This is a genomic window from Psychrobacter sp. JCM 18903, from assembly GCF_000586475.1.
Taxonomy (GTDB): domain Bacteria; phylum Pseudomonadota; class Gammaproteobacteria; order Pseudomonadales; family Moraxellaceae; genus Psychrobacter.
Window position 1 is genome coordinate 21,831 of sequence record NZ_BAWJ01000005.1, and the last position, 24,118, is coordinate 45,948.

Consider the following 24,118-nt stretch of genomic DNA (forward strand, 5'->3'; position numbering starts at 1 on the left):
GCTGATATTAGAAACCTTTCCAATCATTCAGTACGATACCAAAACCAATAGAGGTATTTTCGTGATTATAATCGATGATGGATTCGCCATAGCCTTGGAAAACCTGCACAAAGCCATTAACATTTTCTGATAATGGATAAATATAATCGACTTGCGCCGCCCCTTTATTGGTGCTTGGATTGTAGCGCAATGTACCGCTCAGGCTCTGTTGATCAGGCAAATCATATAAGAATTTGATATCACCGTAACCCATGTAGTCTTCGATATCTGGATTGTCTTCACTGCTGCTGCTTTCACTATTCACTCGAGCCCACAGGCGCGGTACGATTGATAGCTTACCCCACTCTGCCCCTGCCATGAGATAAGCACGGTTCCATGAGCGTGATAACGGATCGTCTTGTCCATTAGAATGATGAATGGCACCAGCACCAAGCATACGAAGACGACCACCAAAAGGTAAGTCTGCGGTCACTGGCTGAGTCAAAAATATTTCAGGCTGATAGTCGGTGGCACGGAATGGTCGCGAGTTGTCTTCGTTATAAACTTGCCAATGTGACTCTTGGTATAACCAAACCACAAATCAGCACTGGTATCGAATAAGTCTTCGGCAACTTTGGTCTTCAAAGACAACTGAAATTTTAGTTCAGTATTGCGTATGTCATTAGAAGTAAAGGACTCTGCTTCCTGTGACGGCGTGCTTGGATCTAGATTAGGGTCAAAGGTATAAAATACTGGCAATACATAGGTCGGTCGGTATGGTCTGACAGTCCAAGTCCCACGCTCACTGTTTTTATCGAGATCATAGGATAAACTAAGCGGTGTATATTTTTCGATATCTTTTTGAGTGACCCCAACATTTTCTAAAACTTGTGCTTCTCTTTGCGTTAGCCCAACGGTGTCTAAACCTTCATTAGTAGCAGCGCGCGCGCCACTGAGTCAGTAGCGACATTATTAGCACCAGCAATGGTAGATTTTTCTTCTACAAAGACAACTTGCGGATTACCTGAAAGCGTACTTTGAAAGGTTTTTGCCAAATCTACTGGCTGCTTAGTTGTGGTGTAGCTCGGTGTTTTACCTTCTTCGGCTACTTTGTCAAAGCAAGCCAAACGGGCGGCACTGGTCTGTACTTGAGTACATTCAAAAAACAATTTTGCTTGCTGAGCGATAAATTCTTTACTGACTACTTGGCGATCTTGCGCAGCTGTATTGGCATCCTGTGACACCTGATAATCTTCAAACTCAAACGCTGCCTCCGGTACTGGTAACTCATTATCGCTCTGAGTTTTATCGGCAGCTTGGACTTGCACGGTAAAGCAGGTTAGCGCTAGACCAACAGCAATATTCAAATAATGCTTTCTTGTCTGAAATAAAGTGTTTTTGCGTGCTGTAATAAGAGGCATAGAGCGGCGCTGTGCGGTGATATGGGAAAACATAAGTGTCCTTTATCTAACTGACATTATCGCCAGCAGAGTATATAAGATAATGAGTATGACCATTAGCGTCATCGCTAAAATAAACCCAATGACATTCAGACATAGAGGTCAGCAATTACAACGAGTAATGCGCCTTCAGCATTGTTGCTTTATTGTAATGAAAATGTGTGTACTATACTAGCCTTATCGCTGCCCTATACCAATGTAAATATCAATAATCAACGCTAAACCAAATGCTTAGCGTCAGGATGACAGGTAACCATTGGCAAAAACAAAAGAGCCAACGTACTGTATGAATAGTACATTGGCTCTTTTGTATTGTTAAGCCTTTAGAAAAGACTTATTCGTTTTATTAAGCATCAGTTATTAAGCATCGTCAACGTTTGTTCAAACTCTGGACGATCAATCTCACCTACTTGTTGATTGGTCAACTGACCGTCTTGATAATACAGCAATGCTGGCGGGCCAAACAATTTATAGCGCGCTAAGATTGCTTTAGAATCCTTCGTAGTTTCTGTTATATCCAGTCTCACCAACTGCCAATCCTGCATCTGCGCTGGACGATTATGGAATAAGTTTTTATCCATAATACGGCACTCGATACACCATTCAGCAGTGACATCGACAAGCACTTTAGGTTGGCGGCGATAATGGCATCTAACTCAGTCAGCGTTGTGACGGTTTTATCTGTTGTATTACTCATGGCTGGCTGACCAGTCGTCTGCATCGTCGGAGCAGCACTTAAAGATGCCAGCGGATGCAAACTATCATCGTTACCCAACGCCGCGCCGATGACTAAACAAGTTGCCCAAATACCAGCGATTAACCCTAATGCTTGGGTCAGCATACGACCTTTACCCAACCAACTCCACGCCCACATCGCTACAACCATAAACCATAACGCCCATACCATTAGCATCACGGGTGAGATAAAGACGCGCTCAATTAATAATAAAGCAACGGCAAAGAGCAATAAGGCAAAACCTTGCTTGACCCAGTTCATCCACGCGCCCGCCTTCGGCATAATTTTACCTTGGGTGGCACCAATTAAGATAAGCGGTGCGGATAAACCAAAACCCAGCATAAATAAAGCCGCAAAACCCAGTAGTGGACTACCAATCGTCGATACGGCAAGCAGTGCCCCAAACAATGGCGCAGAAACACAAGGCGATACTACGAGCGCAGATAAGAAACCCGCGATTAAACTACCGCCCGTACTACCCAGCTTGCTATCCCCTGCTTGACTCAAGCCTTGCATTTTACTACTAATAAATCTCGGTAAGCGGATACTAAACACACCCAGCATATATAGTGCAAGTAGGACAAAAACAATCGCAAAACCAATCAGGATAATAGGGTTCTGTAGCCAGCCGATAATGCCTAATGATTCACCAAACACGGCGATAACTGCGCCCAAAATACCATAAGCCGTTGCCACGCCAATAGCGTAACTGGTGGTGAGAATAACACCGCGTTTCACCGTTGGGTTTTCCTCACGGGCAACGATATTGGCAACGATTGGCAACATTGGTAGTACGCATGGTGTCAATGCCAAACCCAGCCCTGCTAAAAACAATAATACCAATGCCAACCAAGGATGAGAAGCCAGACCAAAAGGATCGCTATCAGTGGCATTATTTCCAGCAACAGTATTGTTGGTTGTCGCAGAAACCTCATTTGTCGCAGTGCCATCGACGCCTTGTTCATCTGCGCCAGAAATCGTATTGGTGGCGCCAAGCTCTCCCTCTAAAGCCTCATCATCCAACAAGGCGTAATCAATCACCCCATCATCAGTCAGCGCTTGCTCTGCTGCAAGACTATCGGCAACCGTTGCACTTGACTCGGCGGTATTGTTATTACCTGTCAGACTGTTGTTGTTAGCAGCTTCTTGAGTAGAAGTACTGGCGCTATTTCCTGGAATTTGTGGCGTTGCAGCAGCGATATCAATTGTCGTTTTAATTTTTTCGGGTGGATAGCATAGTCCTGCTTTGGCACAACCTTGCCAGCCAATCACCACGGCGGCATCGTTGACGCTTTTACCATTACTACTGCTCAAGGTCGTCGTAGCCACCATATTCGCTTGGTCAAACACCAGTACTTTTCCGAATGTCGGATCATCGATTGAAACTGGCTTTTGACTAAAGGTAAAAGGCGCAGCGGTCACGCCAGCTGGCAACGTCAGTTTGATTTGGTCTTTATAAACATAATGCTCAGGCGTAATGTCAAAATTAATGGCTAAGCGCGTGCATTATTGGTAGCTTTACTGCTATCGCTGACTTGGAAGGCTTTGTCGACTGGTAAAAACTTCGTCTGTGCCGCACTTTTATCACTGCTAAATAAATCACCCAGCCCTGCCGCATGAGTCATCATGGGCATCGCAGCCAGTCCTGTAAACAACGAGCTACTAGAGACCGCAAATGCTAGTAGATAAGATTTTTTGGACGAGCGATGTACCGTTAGCGATGGTTTTTTTTCTATTGTCTTGATGGACATGAAGAGCTACCTATTTATTACCTAATATGCTATTTATTACCAATATTTGAGTCGATCGGCTTGTGGTCTATTTGCGTGTCACGGCGATATCAACCGTGGTTTTGATTTTCTCTGGCGGATAGCACAGCCCAGCTTTTGCACAGCCTTGCCAGCCAATGATAATCGGTGCATTTTTTGCGCCTTTACCATTGTTAGTAGTCAGAGTCGTGGTTGCTACCATATTTTTTTGGGTAAAAACGGGAACCTTACCAAAGGTTGGGTCGTCAATGGAGACCGGCGACTGACTAAAAGTAAAGAGGGTTGCACTCACGCCCTTAGGAAAACTGAGAGTAAGCTGATCTTTATAGACATAATGGCCTGGCGTAATATCAAAATTAATAGATAAGCGCGTGCCTTAGACGTAGCCTTAGAGCTGCTGATAACTTGAAACGCTTTATCGACAGGCAAAAACTTCGATTTTTCGGCACCATTATTAGCAAATAACTCGCCCAAACCTGCAGCTTGGGCGCTCATAGATGCCATTGACAACCCTATCATCAATGAAGTACTCATGATTGCAAGTGCGTGAGGCAACTTAGAGACTCGTTTATTTGTAATGACGGCTTGTGAATTGAGTTTGTTGGTAAACATGAGCAATGACCTCTACTGGCTGATTTTAATAACAAATGAGCGGGGCGATATGACTGGTATCAAACGTATAGCTTGTTGGAAAAATGGATGGTTTGACACTACCTATGGAATGCCACGCCATTTATTTACTGATATAAAAATATCAACCAATAAGGTCTTATTGGTTGATATTTAAGAGCATTAGAGCGGCCGTCACCAATAAACATACTATTGAGTAAGGGATCGTTAACTACCCATATTTTAATTGCTCATCAAGCTAATACTTATAATTGGGCATAAAGATCAGCATCTTGACCTTCGCCGCCTTGCTGTCCATCTGCACCCAGCGAGAATAAATCATAAGGACGACCTTCACTGCCTGGGGCGACATATTGCATCTCATTTTCCCAGCCATCTGTTGGATAGCCGCCTTTGATATAACCACCATCTGGGTAGTTTTTGGCCTCTGCTGGCGGTGTGGTTAATGCTTCTAAACCTTGTGCGGTAGTCGGATAGCGCGAATTATCAACCTTATACATATCAAGGGCGTTGGATACTGTAGCAAGCGCTGTTTCAGTAGTCTTGACGCGAGCTTTATCACTTTGTCCCACCACTTTCGGGACAACTAAGCCTGCAAGAATTGCCAAGATTACAATCACGACCATGATCTCGATCAGAGTAAATCCAGACTGGTTATTACGCATAGGCAGTGGCTGACGGGCTCTTGTAGGAGCTGGCTTGTTGGCACTCATAGCACTTATTGGCATAGTAGTTACTTGAATTTTGTCAATTATAGTCATCGCTTTTGTCATCGCTTTTGGCATCAGGGTGATGTAAATAGGAAAAGTGGCGTTCAAGTAACATTAATGATCGGCGTATTAATGAGCACTGAAACGATTATCACTATAAACCATGATTTTATTTTTATCTAGGGCGTGTCCTCAATTCAATCGTTTACTTTCTAAATGGCCTAAAAATAGCTAAATTTTGCCAAACATCGTCAAATAGCTTGTTAATATCTCGATATTATTTGCGCTACTTTCCTTGTTTGACGGTAATTTATCTCATTTTTATCACCATTTTTAAAATAAGGAAACGCCCTAGCACCGCAAGTAGATTGTTATGAACCTTGACTTTTATAAGCATCAATATTGAAGCACAGCATGATGAGTTATATTTATAAGGATAACTTTTGACTGACGCTTACTATAGCTTGATGGCTGGCTTTACCCTAGTAAAAACCTGGCTCAGTCAACAATCTACAACAGTAAGCAAATCTTAAGAAAGCTAGCGTAATATTTAGTAAGATAGCTACAATAGAAATGTGAGCGGGAGGCACACAAGCTCAGAAGGCTTAAGTGCTCATTATCCTGCCAGATCATTCATATTGACAATCGGCAGCATCACTGCCATTACGATAATCATCACTACCACGCCCATCAGCACAAGCATCAACGGCTCAAGTAGCGACAATAAGGTACTGATAAAGTTGGTGGCTTCTGCTTCCTGCATATTGGCGGCACGGCTGAGCATGTTTTCAAGCTCGCCTGAGTTTTCGCCACTTTTAATCATTTGCACCATCATCGGCGGAAAGTAACTGGATTTTTCTAATTGACTCGATAAACTTGAGCCTTCCGTCACCCTATCAGCCGCAGTGATGATGGTTTTTTGAATATGTAAATTGGTCGTCACCGCCGCACCAATATGCAGTGCCTCAATTAACGGCACCCCTGAGCGTACCAATATCGCCAATGTACTGGCAAAACGTGCTGCATTCAGCCTTTTGATAACCGCGCCAATATCGGTAATCTTAGCACGATGCTGTCTATCGCTAACTTACCCGCTTGCGTCTGCGCGAAACGATAAAACAAAAACGCCGTTCCGGCCAATACTAGCAGCATCAGCCACCACCACTGCGTAATGAGGTTAGATAGGCTAAGAACAATTTGGGTAATCAGCGGCAATGCCTGTTCAGACTGCTCAAACACTTTGACAATTTTGGGCACCACAAAACTCATCAAGCCCATAATCACGCCGACTGCCATCACCATCAGCACAATCGGATAAACCATCGCGCCTTGGATTTTCTTTTGCAATGCAAAGCGGTTTTCGGTGTAATCTGCCAACTGGTTCAAGATTAAATCTAAGTGACCTGACTTTTCCCCTGCCGCAATGGTCGCGATATATAGTGGTGGAAAACTGGCGGCTTGCTGCAATGCTCGCGCCAAGCTCAAACCTTCTAATACATGAGAGCGCACGGCAAGCATGAGAGATTTAATGTGATTTTTTGGTGATTGTTTGGCGACGGCGGCAAGCGTTTCCTCTAACGGAATACCCGCTGCCAATAATACCGATAATTGACGGGTCAGCAATGCCAACTCGTAAGCAGACGGTTTTTTATAGCGGTTTTTATTCTGGTTTTGTCTATCATTGACGGCACTGACTTCAACGGGCGTCCATTGTTTATCACGCAGCTGCTGGCGAACTTGTCGCGCAGAATCACCTTCGAGCAAGCCTTTTTGCACACTGCCATGGTCATCTAACGCTTTATAATGATAAGCGGGCATAGCAGCGAATATCCTAAAGTGGTCAATAATAAAAGGTAATAAACAAGGACTTATAAAGGAGTTCTATCGAGATTTAATGGCTTAAAAAAGCGGCGTGGAATCGCTACTGTCTGGCATCAAACCTTGCAATAACAAAACATCCAAGTGCTGCTGCTGCAGTTTTTTATCGAAGTCGTTGACCTCAGCAATGAGCATTCTCTCGATACGCTTGTCACTGGCAAAGACACTCAATCGTGCACAGATAACTGCCAATTGATAAATACGTTTTTTACAGTAGCCATCCAGCCCTTGTAGCAGTCTAACCATGTATGGCGTCTCAAGACTGGCGTAATCGTAATCAGCTATAACCTGCGAACCAAGTGCCGTAACACCATAGCTAATAGATAGATGAGCACAAAAATAACAGCTGAATAAGTAGCCAACGACATGTCCAATATAATAGCCGCGGTCATAGGTAAAACTACTCACGCCGAAGTGCCCAAGTACATAGCTATTTAGACTGCCTTGATCACGAATAGGCTTACTGTTCTTTAATTTGCCAACGGTGGCAAAGCATAGCGGATTTCGCCCATCTTGAGTAGTCAGTTGCCAACCTGCTGGCTGCTGAGCTGGCATATGACGGACAATATCAGCGATGATGTCATCGACCACATGCAGCTGCTGCCAAAGACGCTCTAATCCATCGGTATCCATCAAGCCGCGTTTATCAAGCTGCTGTGCCAGCAAGTATTGCTGATGTTCTGCGAATTGTGACTTTAGCGTTTGTACCAAATAAGTAGGCCGCGTGGCAGCGGATGCCATATATAATAATCGCGTACGCTCATGCTGGGTACGATACAGTGCCACACGCTGCTCGGCAATATTCATCTCGCTAGCAGCAGGCTGCTGCACCCTGCTATGGGTATTAGACAACTCATCAGCTGCGCCTTTAACGACCTCTTTAACACCTACCTCTTCAATATCTGTCAGCGTAAACAGTGCCAATAACATCGTTTTGTCAGGTGTTGCACCCGCCTTGTCTTTTTGACCATGCTTGACGTTGCTTGGATTCATATTGCTTTGTTTTTTAGCGGACACAGCTGAGCCTTGTTGGCTATTGGCTCCTGCGCGTGGCTTTGCGGTCGGTTCAGTCATAACATACCATCAGCAGCAAAAATAAATATCATTTAGAACAAACGATCTGACCACCATACAGTGACATATCTTACGCTAAAAACAAGCGTTTGCGCCTAAATGACTCATTATTCCATAGTACCTGAACACAAGCACATTGTCAGCTGTCCATCGTCAAAATACTCTCTATCAACACCTGTCAACCATAGACGAAATATATTCATAAAAGTCTCATATTTCACTATGAGAAAACAAAAAAGCGTTAAGGGCCTAATGGCAACCTTAACGCTTTTATGGTGTATTAACGATACGTTATGCGATGTTTTCTTGTTGATATTGTTGCCGATAGGCTTTTGGTGATACCCCATAAACGCGCTTGAATGCTTGACTAAAGGTCGAGTCTGACGCATAGCCAACCAACTCACTGATACGGCCAATACTGTTTTGCTGCAAGCGTAGATAACGGGCCGCCAAGCGCAACCGATAATCAATTAGATAAGTCAGCGGCGGCATACCAACTGTATCTTTAAAGCGCTGCGCAAAGCTCGAGCGTGACATTCCTGCGACTTCAGCCAGCTTATGAATGGTCCAGTTTTGATTGGGCGCTTGATGCATCGCTGCTAACGCCTTGGTCAAAAACGGGTCTTTCATGGCTTTTAGCCAGTTTTCTGTGGCCTCAGGCAAACTTTCAATATAAACCCGCAAACATTCAATCATCATAATACTTGCCCAATGATTGATGATCGCGGTCTTGCCCATGCGCTCACGCTCGGCTTCTAAGGTCAGTAGCTTAATCTCGACATCAATGACCTCAAACCTACCGTCAGACTCATCATTGATTTCAGGCAAAATCGCAGGCAGCACAGACAACAAAGGACGTATCATTTCTTTGTCATACTTGCATTCAATCAATATCAAAGACGAGTTAGGATCACCATTACCATCGATATCAAGGGTGTTTTCCTTACAATGAGTCAGCAACTCATCCAGCGGTAGCGCATCGTCACCATTATGATCTAAGGCATAGCTCACATGCTTATGAGCACTGGGAATCATAATCATATCGCCTGCGTGCGCCTGTCGCAAACCATTACCGACGTCGATACAAAAGCTTCCAGACATCACTAAATAAAACAAAATTGTATCTTGTCTAGTGATGGAATAAGACCAATTACCAGTCCCATTCAAACGATAATACTTGGTTTCAAACAAATGCACGTTTTGTAGCAATACGCTCAATGCGTCCATCAATCACTTCCTCAATAATATAAGATCCATAGCAGCGCATCTCAGACAAGCACTCACATCCCTACTACGGTCTTAGGCTTACTTACTTACTTAATCTATTCAATATATTTTTTAACTGACCTTTGGTTTTCTTAACACTCGTATCATCTTCAATGAATCACTTCTTAATGGATGACCTAATATATCAACGGGCTTTAAGACCTTATCATGATGCATCACTAAAAGCGTTGCCTTTGTTATTCTATATTTTGCTATTCTAGATAAAGGCGGTTAAAGAATAACAAAGCTGGTTTAAGGCACGTACAGAGATAGCGAGCGTCTCAAAAGAGAACCCATAATAAAAATAAATGAGACAAAAGGCCAGTAAATCAATAGACAATCAAAGGGTTGATGAGTCTACAAATTTTAATCGCAGGGGGTAAGATAGGTTAAAACCAATCATACAGGCACAAAAAAAAGCCAAAAATGGCAAGTATTATTATTTAGAACAAGGTTTTTATAATGAGATAGAACAAGAAGAGGATAATGCAGAATAAAATATGGGGCGACTGATGGGACTCGAACCCACGACAACCGAGATCACAACCCGGGGCTCTACCAACTGAGCTACAACCGCCATAACTATTGCCTGATGAGGCAAGATTTGCAGGCTAAATGGTGCGCCTGGCAGGATTCGAACCTGCGGCCACCTCCTTAGAAGGGAGATGCTCTATCCAGCTGAGCTACAGGCGCTCTTAGAGGACTTTTATATACTAAAGCAAGTTTTAAATATATCAAAAACTAAACCATTATACATAAAAAAAAGCCTGTAAGGCTCTTAAAAATAGATGGTCGGAGTGATAGGATTCGAACCTACGACCCTCTGGTCCCAAACCAGATGCGCTACCAAACTGCGCCACACTCCGAAATGTCTATTATCACGATAGTTTGTTGATTAACTCGTTGTTGGCAATGCCACTAACTTGTTAACGTTCCTTGCTATCGAGGTGCACATATTAAGGGGAAAAGCCGATGGTGTCAACACCTATTTTTAATTAATTTAAAAAAACTGCTAAATTACTTAAAAAACGCTCATTTATCATAAAAACCACTATGATAAATCCTTTTCTCCACGATGCTAAGTGCTACTTACTCATCGACAGCGCTCATTATACTCTATTCCAATCAGGAAGCAAGCTGCCGTTTATCGTACCAGTAAGAACATTGAATGGTACGAGCCACAATGCCGCAGGACTCACTTTTTCATCAGTAGCATTATGGCTATTATCATGGTTGTTAGCGCCATCAGTCTTTTTATAATCATGCACTTGTTGGCTGAGCGCAACTGGTAACCGCTCATTATCTTGTACTGGGTAAATCAGCCACACCTGCCCTGCTTGATAGGCCTGAGCGTAACTCATCAGTTGATAAGCATCACTGGCACTAATGCTGGCTGGCTGCGATAAATGCTTCCATTTAATATCGATGACATGGCTATAGTGATCTTTTTCTCTAGCTTCAATAACCGCAGTGCCATTCTGATTGTGACAATTATCATTAGCATTAGTTTTATATATGAGCAAATCAGGTCGTATAGACAGACATGCGCGCCCTTCTGCATCCGTTAGCCAGATACTTTGCGTTTGATATAACGGCTGATATTGTTGACTCACTTGCTGAAACATCGAGGCAATGCGCAGGCTTGCCCATTGCTCAAAGGCTTGATTCATATCAATCAGCAAGCATAAACGCGGAGAGGACAGATTTTGCCTAGATGGTTTATTTAGCGCAATACCATTACCTGTTTTCACATTGGACTGCCTTAGTAACCAATAAGCCATATCTAACAATTGCTGAGCAGCCTGTAGTTGCGGTGCTCGAAGCGGTTGCACGGCTAACTGACGCTTTGCTTGCTTGTATATCGACTCTAACTGTGTCAGCTCTTGATAACTCAACGCCGCTACTCGCTGCCAAGCCTGCAAAAATTTAGGCACATCTGCTTTCGATAGCGTTGATTGAAAAAATAAAGGTGTCAGCAAAATCAACGTGCTCTTAATCAGCCGATTACCTAGCATGTCTTGGCTCAGTATACTGCTCTCACAGACAAACTTATGCGGCTGCATGCTGTTGTGGCGCATTTGTTCTTTGATGAGAAGTCGACCTTGTATCGATGCTTGATTATCGACCTGCGTCTGATAGTGTTTGCTTGGTCGATAATGAGCCAGCCGCTGCAAAAACTGCGTGATAAGCCAATCTGACAATGGCATTACAGCTATCGATAGCGGCGACAATTGACTGCTAAATTGACCTAGATTTTTTGTATTGGGTAGCTTGTTTTTCACATGACTGCTATTGGTCAAATCCGATAGCATGCCCTGCACCCATTGGCGAGTTAGACTGATATCGGGGCGATGACTGGCATGGCGATGACTGGTATTCTGTGAAAGGTATGATTGCTGCGCGACTTGATCGCTAGAAGTTTTTGCCGCAAGTTTAGGTAAAATCTCAAGCGTCATGCCGCTAGGCAGTAAAATAACCCCTATATAATGTCCGACTTTTAACTGCCATTGTCCCTGTCTTCGCTTAATGCTAAATACCGCAAACTCTTGCGCCATCAACCAATGGAAATCAGATACCCGTAAGAAGTCATGCGCTATTAGACGCTGATGCTCAAACACAGTGATGATATTGGTATCACGCGCATTAACGTCGGTACTGTCAATATTATTGGCTATGACTTTATGACTAAAGCTTTTATTTATCAACGCTGAGCACCTTTATGGATATAAACGTTGATAGACAGTAGGTGTGGCAAAATCGCCTACCCCCGCAATGAGGTCGGCATTTATCTTATAGCCAGCAGTGCGCATAGACTGACCGAAAAATGCGTTTTGACCAGTAAACAGCGGATTTTGACTATTAGCATTCACTTGATCATTCACACTGTCATTGATGGATACATGACTATCATGAATAAACTGCGCTCGCAGTGGCTGCTGCTCGTCTCTAAAGATATATTGCAAAGTACCCTCTTGCCCACCCGTCGCTTGCATTAACTGCGGAATAATTTGTTCAACCAACGCCGCTTGCAATTGTCCAAGATCCGTCATTGACCATAAAAAAGCATGACCCAATTGCGCCTCCATTCCCAATGTTTGCGTGATGCGATCATTCAAACCAGCTAAGAGCTTTGCCAAATCTATCGTTGCTGCTGGACTGTCAGTTTCTGAATTTCGGTGTACATGAATCATCGGTAATAACTTGGGCTGCGGAGGACAGTCTATAAAACGAAAGCGCCGACGTAATGCCATATCAAGTGGTGCTAACGAGTGATCTTGGATGTTCATCGTGGCATAAATATCGATGTTAGCAGGGATGCTAAAAACCCGTCCAGAATAGGCCAAATGAACGGCCATCGCGTTTGCCATGCCAGCCCGTTTGTCTGGCTCAATTAGACTGAGTAGCTCGCCAAATACTCGTGACACGTTGGCGCGATTGATCTCATCAATTAAGATGGCATAACGCTGCTCTGGATCATTTGCTGCCCGTTGACACAGTTTTAAGAATGCACCATCCTGAATGGCGTAATTCATTTGAGATGATCTATTCATTGCATGATTAGACGCTACCATGACAGGACGAATGCCTTCGACAAACTCTTCATAGCCATACGCTTGATGGAAGCTAACCATGGTAAAGCGCTGCTGGCTAAAACCTTGATTTGGATTAGCTTGGCTTTGGTTGACACTGTTATCACGCTGCGCTTGCTGAAATTCGGCAAGTTGCTGCGATAGCTCTGTTAATAACTCAAAGCTTTCTGGCAGCAAATACCACGCACCGCCCTCATCTTTATCAAAATAGGCTTGGCTGGCACGGTTTTTATAAGTCACAGTTTTTGAATTGGTAGGGCTATGCATTTGAAGGACAGACCAAGCCGTATTGCTTAAGTTTTTTTCGCGGGCATTCTGTGCGGCTTTCGCGACAAAGAACGCATGATTGACGATTTCAGGCACTTTTACCAAGTCTTGGTGTTTAGATTGAAAATCCAAAAGTACCAAGCATACGATTTCACGCCAGCTAAGCGCTTGCAATAGCTGCCCTAACAAATCTGCCTCATCGGCTCTCGGCAGATAGTCGGTATATCGCTTAGCAATTTGTAACAGTCGATAGGTTTTTCCCGTACCAGCAACGCCTGTATAAATGATATTGGTCGGCACATGAATTGACGTGTCAGGCATAGCTTCATCCAGCATAGAAAAAGGAAATAAGAAAAATAATCAATAAGATACGCTAAAATATCATCATTATAGCGTGGCTGTCTTTATGGCATCCAGCAGCACTGTTTATGAAAGCATCTAAGTGATACGATGTTGCGTTGAGCGATAGCATTCCTAGCATCTAGAGTATCATGACGTTAGCCCTATTTTATAAGCGCAACAGTTCATGCTAATAATAGTAGGCAGACGGCGGTTAATGTACATAGTGAGCATGGCAGCTTGCACAATAGGCATCCTATCAGCTGCTATGATGAAATATGTAACACTCAAAGCGTCATTTAATCTATCTACATTAAGGAATTTTGTATGTCAGGATTATTAAAAAAACTCCCTAGCAAGCTAACCAATAAATTGCCAGCCAAAACCTCTGACAGCACAAGATCGCCCGTCGAAAAACCCAACAGCACGCTCAAGCCCATCAGCAATCAATTTACCAAACTGTTATCTATCACCAAGTACTTACCTGCCAGCGCACGCTCGAGCATCTTATCCAAAGCCTTTGGTAAAGTGGTTCCATATGTAGGCACAACGGGCGTCTATTATGAAACGGTCGAACCCAACCAAGTCGTCGTGAGCTTAAACAACACCAAAGCAGTGCAAAATCATATTGGCTCTATTCATGCGGTCGCCATTACCTTACTTGCAGAAACAGCGACTGGTTTTATTTTGGGTTTAAACCTACCCTCTGACCGCGTACTATTGATTAAATCATACTCGGTTAATTTTTATCGCCCGATTAAAAAAGGTCAAATTGCAGCAGTGGCGTCTTTATCGGATGAGCAGCGCTTAGATATCCTAAATACACCAAAAGGCGAAATGGTAATTCCGTGCGTCATTCATGACCGTGAGTCTGACAGTGATCGTGACCCTATCGTGGTTGAGATGACATGGGCTTGGATTCCTAAGTCTGAATTAGAAGCCCGCCGTCAAGGCAAAAGTAGCGAAAAGCCGCTAGAAGCTGACACTGAATCTAAAACAGAAGTCGAAGCTGAGCAAAACGACCAATAACTGGTTAAGCATAAGTAAGACATAATGTGTCATCTAGTGTGATGAGACATTATGTTTGTTAAACTTGTATAGTGAATTTAAAAAAATTGTGAAAAAAACGTATAATAAGGAGACAGCGATGTCCAAGATTACCCATAAATTGACTGCCCATTTAACTAAGGCGTTGCTCGTGGGCGCGTGCTCACTAGGCATTGCTATGACAGCGAATGCGGCGCCAATGGCAAATACCGCAAGTGTGACTAAATCTAGCCCTGTGTTTCTTGGTGATGGCGGTAATTATCCTTTTTCAGAAGCAGTACGGGTGGGCGATACGCTATACATGTCTGGACAAATTGGTTTTAAAGATGGCAAATTGGTCAAAGGTGGTGTTAAAGCCGAAGCCAAGCAAGCATTGGATAATATTAATGAAACCCTGTTAAAGTACGGCTATCAAAAATCAGACATCGTCAAATGTATGGCGATGCTGACAGACATGGATGACTTTGACGATTTTAATAAAGTCTATAAAGCGGAATTGGCCAAACCTTATCCGGTACGTTCAGCCTTTGGCGTCGCTGAATTGGCGGCAGGTGCCAGCGTTGAAGTTGAATGTATCGCTGCAAAATAATAGCGATGTCACACGTTAGACTATTCAAAGCAGTAAAGTATTCAAAGCAGTAAAGTATTCAAAGCAGTAAAGAATGACCATCAAATAACTGGCTACCATAGCCAGTTATTTTTTACCTGCTATTCAGACCCTTTGGCTGAGGTAGATTAAACAATCACCAACACACCTTAAATATTTTATACAAGTATCGTGTCATCAGCTAAGGCACTCTCTTTCGTCACTCGTAGCACTTCCTCTAATGTCGTACGACCTGCAATGACTTTATGCAACCCATCCGCACGAATCGATGGTGTCTGCTGACGTGCGTACTCCTCTAGCTCATACTCGGCGGTATTACTATGAATCATACGGCGCAAGGTATCATCAATGGGCACCACTTCATATATCGCCGTCCGTCCTTTAAACCTGATTGATTGCATTTGTCGCAGCCAACTGGTCTGGGTAAGTTGATAGGTGTAGTTGTTAAAGTTTCAGCACCATTTTCTGAGACTGGCACAATACCAATTTCAGTAAATAATTTGGCTTGCTCGCTATCAGCCACTTGCCAGCCATGACAATGTGTACATAACGTACGCACCAAGCGCTGGGCAACGACACCAATCAGCGATGACGATAATAAAAATGGCTCAACACCCATATCTTGCAGACGCGTGACGGCACCAATGGCGGTGTTGGTGTGCAAAGTTGATAAAACCAAATGTCCAGTAAGCGACGCTTGTACGGCAATTTCTGCCGTTTCTAAATCGCGAATCTCACCAACCATGACCACGTCTGGATCTTGACGTAACATCGCACGTAAACTTTTGGCAAAGGTCATATCGACTTTATTATTAACCTGCGTTTGCCCAATGCCATCGAGCTGAAACTCAATCGGATCTTCAGCGGTCAAGATATTACGGGTTTGGTCATTGAGATCGGTCAATGCTGAATATAGCGTCGTGGTTTTCCCTGAACCTGTCGGCCCTGTCACCAAAATAATGCCGTGTGGGCGATGAATCAAGCGCTTGAGCTCGCTATAATCGTTATCAGATAGCCCTAAATACGTCATATTCAGGCGACCTGCTTGCTTATCTAATAGACGCATGACCACGCGCTCACCAAAGCTCGATGGCAATGTCGATACCCGCACATCAACCTCACGCCCTGCCAGCCGCAAGCTGATACGTCCATCTTGTGGCACACGCTTTTCGGCGATATCGAGCTTGGCCATGACCTTAATACGCGATACCAATAATGGCGCTAATTGGCGTTTTGGCGTGATGATTTCTTTTAATTCACCGTCAACGCGAAAGCGAACCACTAAGCGCTTTTCAAAGGTTTCAATATGGATGTCTGAGGCGTTTAAACGTATCGCTTCGGACAACAATGCATTGATGAGACGAATGATAGGCGCATCATCTTGTTGATCCATCAGATCTTCAGTTTCAGGGACACTATCTGCCAAACTATCAAGATCAGGATGGTCTTCGAGCCCAGCGGCAATATGCTGCGACTCACCAGTATTGCCTGCATAAGCGGCGTTCATGCGCTTTTCAAAGTCATCGGCGCTGATGCTTTCATAAGTGGGCACACCGCGTACCCCTTGCTGCTGTAAAAATCGCACTGCCTCATTAATCGCTGATAATGGCGTGGCTTTGGTCAGCACCAAAGTCGCTGGCAGCTCAGGGTCAATGGCAAGTATGACCAAAATTTGATGGCGTTTCGCAAAACTGTACGGCAGTTGCATCATAAAAGCGACCTGATAGATAAAGATAAACTCAAAAAGAAACTCGTGTCAAAGCGTGGCAAACGTATTATGCTTAACTGGCTAAACCAAAAAAGACTGCAAGTAAGATTGCATGATTTTGTTATAATAGCATTTTGTTTTACTCGCCATTAGGATTTTCAGTTATGTCAGAGAACACAAGCACTGCTACTCATCCGACGCCCCTTTCACAAGACACTTTTACGGTCGGGAGTCGTACTTTTTCTTCTCGCCTGTTGGTCGGTACGGGCAAGTATAAGGATATGACTGAAACGGGCGCCGCCATTGGCGCGTCGGCAGCAGAGATTGTCACCGTTGCTATTCGTCGTACTAATATTGGACAAAACAGCAATGAACCCAATCTACTTGATGTGATTTCCCCCGATAAATACACCATTTTACCCAACACTGCTGGTTGTTTCGATGCCGAGACTGCCATTCGTACCTGTAAGCTTGCTCGCGAGCTATTAGGCGGGCATAATTTGGTTAAGCTTGAAGTATTGGGCGATGAAAAAACCCTCTATCCGAATGTGATGGAAACGCTAAAAGCTGCTAAAGTATTGATTGATGACGGCTTTGAAGTGATGGTTTATACCTCAGATGACCCTATCGTCGCTCAAGAATTAGAAAATATGGGCTGTGTGGCAATTATGCCACTTGGTAGCTTGATTGGTTCAGGTCTTGGTTTGCTGAATCGTCACACCCTCAGTCTTATTATCGAAAATGCCAAAGTACCGGTATTGGTTGATGCAGGCGTTGGCACGGCCTCTGATGCAGCGCTGGCTATGGAGCTTGGCTGTGATGGCGTCCTGATGAATTCGGCGATTGCCAATGCGCAAAACCCAGTCATGATGGCCCATGCATGAAGCATGCCATCTGGGCAGGGCGCGCGGCGTTTTTGGCGGGTCGTATGCCAATGCGCAAAATGGCGACTGCCAGCTCACCGCAAACAGGATACTTTTTTCAATAGCTTTTAAATTTAATGACCATTATTAAATTCATAGTATTTAATAAAAAGTCAGCTATAAAATAATAATAAAAGAAGTAACTTTTACTCAACTTATCGTCATAAAAGGATTTATTATGCGGCTTCTCACAGCAGTCGACCAGTTGTTTTTACTTCTTGAGTCGCGTAAACAGCCCATGCATGTTGGAGGTTTATTCCTATTTGAATTGCCAGAGAATGCGGGTAGCGGTTTTGTTTGCCAATTGGTCAAACAGATGCAAGATTCTGATGTGTCGCCTACCTTTCCTTTTAACCAAGTGCTTGAGCATTTGGCTTTTTGGAAAAAGGACAAGCATTTTGATGTTGAGCATCACTTGCATCATGTTGCCTTACCAAAGCCTGCACGGGTTCGCGAGTTATTGATGTATGTTTCAAGAGAACATGGTCGGCTGTTGGATCGTGCCATGCCATTGTGGGAATGTCATGTGATTGAGGGTATTCAACCAGAAAACGAAGGCGACCCTGAGCGTTTTGCCCTATACTTCAAAATTCACCATTCGTTGGTTGATGGCATTGCTGCCATGCGCCTTGTCAAAAAATCATTATCACAATCGCCCACTGAGCCAGTAACGCTACCGATTTGGTCATTAATGGCACGCCATCGCAATCAAGTCGATGCGATTTTACCCAAAGAGCGCTCCGCATTACGCATCATTAAAGAGCAAATATCTACCATTAAGCCTGTTTTTACCGAATTACTGGATAATTTGAAAAATTACGGTGATGACAGCTATGTCGGTACTTTTGATGCGCCGATGAGTGTGCTTAATAAACGCATCTCAGCATCACGGCGCATAGCCGCGCAGTCTTATGATATTCAGCGTTTTAATGATATTGCTGAGCGACTAAATATCAGTAAAAACGATGTGGTGCTAGCTGTATGTGCGGGTGCCATTCGTCGTTACCTCATATCCATGGATGCGCTGCCTAGCAAGCCGCTCATTGCTTTTGTACCGATGTCGCTACGTACGGATGACAGTGTGGCAGGCAATCAATTATCCTTTGTACTGGCCAATTTGGGCACGCATTTAGATGATCCGTTGAGCCGCATCAAACTGATTCATCGCAGTATGAATAACGGCAAACGCCGCTTTCGACGTATGAATCAAGCCCAAGTGATTAACTACAGCGTGATTGCCTATGCTTGGGAAGGTATCAACTTAGCGACCAGTCTATTTCCCAAAAAGCAGGCGTTTAACCTGATTATCTCTAATGTGCCTGGTTCTGAAAAACCACTATATTGGAATGGTGCACGTCTACAATCGTTGTACCCTGCGTCTATTGTCTTCAATGGTCAAGCAATGAATATCACCCTTGCTAGTTATCTAGATAAGATTGAATTTGGGATTACGGCTTGTAGTAAAGCACTGCCGCATGTACAAGAAATGCTAACGCTTATTGAAGAAGAGTTGCAACTGTTGGAAACCACCAGTAAAGCGCTTAAGTTCCAAGGCATTACGGTTGAAGACAAAAGTAGCTATAAAGGTAATGGTAAAACAAAAAAGCTGGCTCCATAATGGAACCAGCTTTTTAGTGTTAAGTTGTCTTAATAATTATGCTTAAGTGGTGCTTAAAATGCGTCACCCCACGTTGGGACAACCACTTGCATCAATGGCTTCAATAACTTAATGTTACAGGCGAAAATAGAGCCTGAAGTCATTGAGTTGTGTGCACCTGTATGGTCAACCACCACGCCACGTGCTTCGGTCACGATAAGCTCACCTGCCGCGATATCCCAAGGCTTAATTGACATCTCAAAATAACCGTCAAAACGACCAGCAGCGACATAACATAAATCAAGCGCAGCAGAGCCTAAACGACGAACTTGACCGCCTGCTTCAGAGATTTTCTGTAAGCTCTCAAAATGCTGCTTGGCATAAGAGATGACTTCGCCATTGCGTTTACGCTCAAGCGGATGACCAGTGGTAAATAGACCGCCATCAATCGTTTTGCGCTCGCTCACTTGCATGCGGCGATTGTTCAAGCGCGCGCCTTTACCACGGCTAGCAGAGAACATCTCATCACGGACAGGATCATAGATCACGCCATGTTGGGTCACGCCTTTATGCTGCACCGCGATAGACACACAAAACTGCGGCACACCATGTACGAAGTTTTTGGTACCATCTAGCGGATCAATAATCCAGCACCAGTCCGCATCTTCACCGCGACCTTCTTGCATACCAAACTCTTCACCCAAGTACGAGTGATTTGGATAGCTGGCTTTTAGGGTTTCAATCGTCAGCTCTTCGCTAAAGCGATCAATACGCGTAACCAATCCATCAAGCCCTTTTGACTCAATATCCAACTCAATTTTATGGCGGTTTTGATGCGCATATAAAATCTCTTTACCAACTTTTTCAGCAGTACGTGCTGCGATGACGACCATGGGTTCCATAAATAACCTATTTGCTTGATGAATGAATGTCAAAAATAAGACGAACTCTGTGCCCACAACATGCCAATCAGCCGCTGCATCACACTGTATTTATACAATTAAAAAATGCGCCATTTGAAAGCGATGATCGCATTATACTAAAATTGTTCGATAAAAAACGAAAAAAACCATGACGTTCGCCAAACCAACCCAAATTTTGGTGGTCATCACAAACTGCGTAAGTTGTAAAAAAGTCAGCACCTACGACTAAGTAGGCGTTCGCTCTATCGATCGAGCTTTTATCTATTTAACCAATACTCTGTCCAAATGACAGTTTAAAAACTTAAAAACGTTCAAAGGTATAACTTACAGCAGCAACTGTTCAAGCTGCTTTACCACACCATTAACATCTAAACCACAATCAGCCATTTGCTCTGCTTGTGAGCCATGGGCGACAAAGCGATCTGGAATGCCGACATTAATAACGGCGGGGCGGTTGTCTTTAAAGGCTGGTGATTCGTTAAGCAAATACTCATTTACCGCACTGCCCGCGCCGCCCATAATCATGTGCTCTTCCAAAGTCGCAATGTGTGTAATACCTTGCTCTAACAACTTTTCTAATAATGCCGTGTCTAAAGGTTTTACCCAGCGCATATTAATGACATGTACCTGACAGTCTGATGCTATATCATTGTCAATTAAGCTTTCTGCCGCTTGCTGAGCCGTCGCAACCATGGTACCAAATGCGAGTAGCGCCAGCTTTTTAGGCGCACCCTCACTACCTAATACCGACTCTATCACTGCCTCGCCAACGTTATAAGTCTGTGCTGGCGATGCGATAACTGTGCCAGTACCGACACCGCGCGGATAGCGTACTGCTGTGCAGCCTTGATATTCATAGCACGTATTGAGCAAATGGTAACATTCGTTTTCGTCTTTTGGCGCGGCAATCAGCATATTAGGTACGCAGCGTAAAAAGGCAAAATCGAATACGCTGCATGCGTTGCACCGTCTTCACCGACTAGGCCAGCACGATCAATAGCAAACATCACATCAAGGTTTTGCAAAGCCACATCATGAATCAGCTGATCATAACCACGTTGCAAAAACGTCGAATAAATCGCCACAATCGGTTTGACGCCTTGGGTTGCCATACCAGCAGCCAGTGTGACTGCATGTTGCTCAGCGATGGCTACATCAAAAAAACGCTCTGGAAATTGACGGGCAAAGTCAATCATCCCCGAGCCTTCTTCCATAGCAGGTGTGACGGCAAGCAGCTTATCGTCATCAGCAGCCTTATCACATAAGAATTGCCCAAATACTTGCGAGTATTTTAACGCAGGTTTGGTGTTGGGCAGTGATTTTTCTGTGGCGATAGCCTGAGTATCATTCTTGATTTCGACAGGGAGCTTGCTGATAGCATGATAGCCGACGGGATCTAACTCAGCTGGGGCAAAACCTTTGCCTTTGGTGGTATAAATATGGACTAAAACAGGCCCTTTTATCTGCTTGGCAAGTGATAATACCCGCAGTAGCTCAGGGATATTATGACCATCAAACGGACCAAAGTAGGTAAAACCAATCGCTTTAAATAAATTGTCTTCTAACTGCGGCACATCGCGCATTTCTTTATGACGCTTACGGCGATCAAAGCCTTGCATATCAGGCGCTGGCATAGTACTGGCTCGCCTGTATCAGAGATATCAACCTGATATCCTGACTCCCACAGCATCGCTAAATGCCGTGAAAAACCACCGATAGAGCAAGAGATCGACATGTCATTGTCATTTAAGATGACCAATAAATCCGCATCTTGTTGCACCGCATCATTCATCGCTTCAAACGCCATACCACCGGTCATTGCACCATCACCAATGATACAAGCAACGGTTTGCGCGCGACCTTGATAGCGCAGTGCTAAGCTCATGCCTAGACCAGCTGAGATTGACGTCGATGAATGACCAACGCCAAAGGTATCGTAAACGGATTCTGCACGCTCAGGAAAAGCAGTCAAACCATCTTTTGAGCGAATCGTCGCCAACTGATCACGGCGACCTGTCAAGACTTTATGAGCATAGGCTTGATGACCCACGTCCCAAACGATTTGATCTTGCGGCGTATCTAGTAAGTAATGCAGCGCAATGGTCAACTCAACCACGCCCAAATTGGCACCAAAATGCCCACCGCTTTGACCTGCTGAATACAATAGAAATAGCCGCAGCTCATCAGCCAAGGTGATAAGTTGAGCGGTTGTCAGAGTATTAAGATCAGCTGGCGCTGCAATGCTATCCAGCAAAGGCGTATCAGGACGGACGCGTGGAATCACAGTATAAGTCTGCTGTAAATTCGACAGCTGGGCAGCAGAATCGACAGCTGGCATAGATACGGACTGAGACTGTGGGGAATGAGGTGACTGCTGCATAAACCGTACGATACCTACCAATCTGCTGACAAGACAGCCTCTTAGTGCATAATGCTACCTAAGTGACGTCAATAATATCTACACCATTATTGGTGTAATCGACCATATAACTGTTCATAAATTTATTCAGGCAGCCTCTATGTCTTTATATAAACATATAGAAGCTGCGCCGAATAGCACGTACGCTGCCGTAATGGACAGCGATGGAGCTTTGCTTTCGCGCTTTCATAACAAGGGATAATATTATGCCTTATTATTCTGCATCAATATTGGATGTTAGTGACGACATAGTAATGTAAGGGCAAAGACTTGTCACTGTATCCGTCAAAATAGTATGGCATAATAGCATTTATTTTTAATTGTCGCTTTAATCATCGTGCGTCGTTTGTGAACTTTGTGTGTTTTTATAATAAAGACAATCAGCATGCACTCTTTACGAATGAATTATACTGGCATAATCCTACTTTCATCATGCAGCTAGGATGTCATCGCTGTTTTAATATGGTTAAAAAAGACCCTCTACCGCCACGCTTATCGGCTTATGCAGGACATTAATGTCATATCAATTTATTACCAGTGCCAAACTACCTACTCGTCATGGCGAGTTTGATATTCATATCTTTGAAAACGACGAAGGTCAAGAGCATGTGATGCTGACTGTCGGTCTGCCTGTCGTCGATCAACATACGGCGGACAACTCCCCGAGTCAAACGGACGCCACGCGAGCAGAAAAAACCATTCCATTGATTCGTATTCATTCAGAATGCTTGACGGGCGATGCTTTTAGCTCATTAAAATGTGACTGTGGACCGCAGCTCAACACGGCGATGCAGGCAATACAAGAGACTGGCTGCGGGGCGATATTATACTTGCGCCAAGAAGGTCGCGGTATTGGTCTGACCAATAAGATTCGCGCTTACGCCCTGCAAGACCAAGGTCATGATACTTTAGATGCCAACCTCATGTTGGGCTTACCCGCTGATGCGCGCATTTATGATATGTGCGGCCCGATGCTCGCTCATATCGGTGTTGACGCCGTCAGACTCATCACCAACAATCCAGACAAAGTGGCTTATCTAACCGAGCACGGTATTAATGTCGTGGAACGCGTGCCTTTATTGGTTGGGGTGAATGATATGAATGCTGAATATTTAGCGACCAAGCGCGACCGCATGGGTCATTTATTAGATAAAGATTTCAATACCGCGTTACATCTTAATAAGTAGACATCAATA

Annotated in this window: 17 protein-coding genes, 3 tRNA genes and 5 pseudogenes; 5 read left to right on the forward strand and 20 right to left on the reverse strand. The window is 44.1% G+C overall.

From position 1 onward, the window contains the following. Window positions 1–7: 7 nt before the first annotated feature. From TT12_RS16635 to TT12_RS04715, 15 genes and pseudogenes are all read right to left on the reverse strand, one after another. Window positions 8–1,178, reverse strand: a pseudogene (locus tag TT12_RS16635) (phospholipase A); the annotation flags it as partial. Between the two features lie 614 nt (window positions 1,179–1,792). Then, window positions 1,793–2,020, reverse strand: a complete 228-nt coding sequence (locus tag TT12_RS16650) for a thioredoxin domain-containing protein (protein ID WP_243443385.1) — start codon at window positions 2,018–2,020, stop codon at window positions 1,793–1,795. Continuing rightward, the gene (locus TT12_RS15285; protein WP_306304326.1) at window positions 1,963–3,666 is read right to left on the reverse strand and encodes a cytochrome c biogenesis protein CcdA; all 1,704 of its coding nucleotides are present in this window, start codon (window positions 3,664–3,666) and stop codon (window positions 1,963–1,965) included. The genes TT12_RS16650 and TT12_RS15285 overlap by 58 nt, the downstream gene beginning before the upstream one ends. 2 nt (window positions 3,667–3,668) lie before the next feature. Continuing rightward, window positions 3,669–3,926, reverse strand: a complete 258-nt coding sequence (locus TT12_RS16655; RefSeq protein WP_243443386.1) for a hypothetical protein — start codon at window positions 3,924–3,926, stop codon at window positions 3,669–3,671. A 67-nt stretch (window positions 3,927–3,993) separates the two neighbouring features. Then, window positions 3,994–4,305, reverse strand: coding sequence for a protein-disulfide reductase DsbD domain-containing protein (locus tag TT12_RS16660; protein ID WP_306304327.1), 312 nt, complete (start codon window positions 4,303–4,305; stop codon window positions 3,994–3,996). Further along, window positions 4,233–4,556 carry a hypothetical protein gene (locus TT12_RS16665; RefSeq protein ID WP_243443387.1) on the reverse strand — a complete coding sequence of 108 codons (324 nt, stop codon included), beginning with the start codon at window positions 4,554–4,556 and terminating at the stop codon, window positions 4,233–4,235. The genes TT12_RS16660 and TT12_RS16665 overlap by 73 nt, the downstream gene beginning before the upstream one ends. 263 nt (window positions 4,557–4,819) lie before the next feature. After that, a complete protein-coding gene (gene gspG, locus TT12_RS04675; RefSeq protein WP_045452738.1) occupies window positions 4,820–5,287 on the reverse strand; it encodes a type II secretion system major pseudopilin GspG in 468 nt (155 codons plus the stop codon). Between the two features lie 613 nt (window positions 5,288–5,900). Beyond that, window positions 5,901–7,102, reverse strand: a pseudogene (gspF, locus tag TT12_RS04680) (type II secretion system inner membrane protein GspF). Between the two features lie 81 nt (window positions 7,103–7,183). Further along, a complete protein-coding gene (locus TT12_RS04685) occupies window positions 7,184–8,236 on the reverse strand; it encodes a hypothetical protein (RefSeq protein WP_045452531.1) in 1,053 nt (350 codons plus the stop codon). 291 nt (window positions 8,237–8,527) lie between these two features. Further along, a complete protein-coding gene (locus tag TT12_RS04690) occupies window positions 8,528–9,463 on the reverse strand; it encodes an AraC family transcriptional regulator (protein WP_045452534.1) in 936 nt (311 codons plus the stop codon). 540 nt (window positions 9,464–10,003) lie between these two features. Then, a tRNA-His gene (locus TT12_RS04695) sits at window positions 10,004–10,079 on the reverse strand. A gap of 39 nt (window positions 10,080–10,118) precedes the next feature. Further along, window positions 10,119–10,195, reverse strand: a tRNA-Arg gene (locus TT12_RS04700). A gap of 96 nt (window positions 10,196–10,291) precedes the next feature. Further along, window positions 10,292–10,368, reverse strand: a tRNA-Pro gene (locus tag TT12_RS04705). Window positions 10,369–10,611: 243 nt separating this feature from the next. Further along, the gene (locus TT12_RS04710; RefSeq protein WP_227678988.1) at window positions 10,612–12,207 is read right to left on the reverse strand and encodes an McrC family protein; all 1,596 of its coding nucleotides are present in this window, start codon (window positions 12,205–12,207) and stop codon (window positions 10,612–10,614) included. Between the two features lie 12 nt (window positions 12,208–12,219). Then, complete coding sequence (locus tag TT12_RS04715; RefSeq protein WP_201605911.1) at window positions 12,220–13,680, reverse strand: McrB family protein; 1,461 nt, start codon at window positions 13,678–13,680, stop codon at window positions 12,220–12,222. A gap of 345 nt (window positions 13,681–14,025) precedes the next feature. Between TT12_RS04715 and TT12_RS04720 the strand changes: the two genes are divergently transcribed. Then, window positions 14,026–14,727, forward strand: coding sequence for a DUF4442 domain-containing protein (locus TT12_RS04720; protein WP_201580827.1), 702 nt, complete (start codon window positions 14,026–14,028; stop codon window positions 14,725–14,727). 118 nt (window positions 14,728–14,845) lie between these two features. After that, window positions 14,846–15,334, forward strand: a complete 489-nt coding sequence (locus TT12_RS04725; protein WP_045452540.1) for a RidA family protein — start codon at window positions 14,846–14,848, stop codon at window positions 15,332–15,334. A gap of 176 nt (window positions 15,335–15,510) precedes the next feature. Here TT12_RS04725 and gspE read toward each other — a convergent pair. Next, window positions 15,511–17,063 (reverse strand): annotated as a pseudogene (gene gspE, locus TT12_RS04730) (type II secretion system ATPase GspE). 161 nt (window positions 17,064–17,224) lie between these two features. Between gspE and TT12_RS04735 the strand changes: the two are divergent. Beyond that, window positions 17,225–18,048 (forward strand): annotated as a pseudogene (locus TT12_RS04735) (thiazole synthase). 113 nt (window positions 18,049–18,161) lie between these two features. Further along, window positions 18,162–19,601 carry a WS/DGAT/MGAT family O-acyltransferase gene (locus TT12_RS04740; protein ID WP_045452543.1) on the forward strand — a complete coding sequence of 480 codons (1,440 nt, stop codon included), beginning with the start codon at window positions 18,162–18,164 and terminating at the stop codon, window positions 19,599–19,601. 53 nt (window positions 19,602–19,654) lie between these two features. Here TT12_RS04740 and TT12_RS04745 read toward each other — a convergent pair whose 3' ends face one another. The 4 genes and pseudogenes from TT12_RS04745 to TT12_RS19050 all read right to left on the reverse strand — a co-directional run bounded on the left by TT12_RS04745 (window position 19,655) and on the right by TT12_RS19050 (window position 22,883). Further along, a complete protein-coding gene (locus TT12_RS04745; RefSeq protein WP_045452546.1) occupies window positions 19,655–20,482 on the reverse strand; it encodes an inositol monophosphatase family protein in 828 nt (275 codons plus the stop codon). 345 nt (window positions 20,483–20,827) lie between these two features. Next, the gene (locus tag TT12_RS19040; RefSeq protein WP_353511614.1) at window positions 20,828–21,196 is read right to left on the reverse strand and encodes a transketolase C-terminal domain-containing protein; all 369 of its coding nucleotides are present in this window, start codon (window positions 21,194–21,196) and stop codon (window positions 20,828–20,830) included. Between the two features lie 183 nt (window positions 21,197–21,379). Next, window positions 21,380–22,137 (reverse strand): annotated as a pseudogene (locus tag TT12_RS19045) (1-deoxy-D-xylulose-5-phosphate synthase N-terminal domain-containing protein); the annotation flags it as partial. Further along, the gene (locus TT12_RS19050) at window positions 22,065–22,883 is read right to left on the reverse strand and encodes a 1-deoxy-D-xylulose-5-phosphate synthase N-terminal domain-containing protein (RefSeq protein WP_353511613.1); all 819 of its coding nucleotides are present in this window, start codon (window positions 22,881–22,883) and stop codon (window positions 22,065–22,067) included. The gene TT12_RS19050 and the pseudogene TT12_RS19045, both read right to left, overlap by 73 nt. A 554-nt stretch (window positions 22,884–23,437) precedes the next feature. Between TT12_RS19050 and ribA the strand changes: the two genes are divergently transcribed. Beyond that, the gene (ribA, locus tag TT12_RS04755; protein WP_045452548.1) at window positions 23,438–24,109 is read left to right on the forward strand and encodes a GTP cyclohydrolase II; all 672 of its coding nucleotides are present in this window, start codon (window positions 23,438–23,440) and stop codon (window positions 24,107–24,109) included. Window positions 24,110–24,118 lie beyond the last annotated feature (9 nt).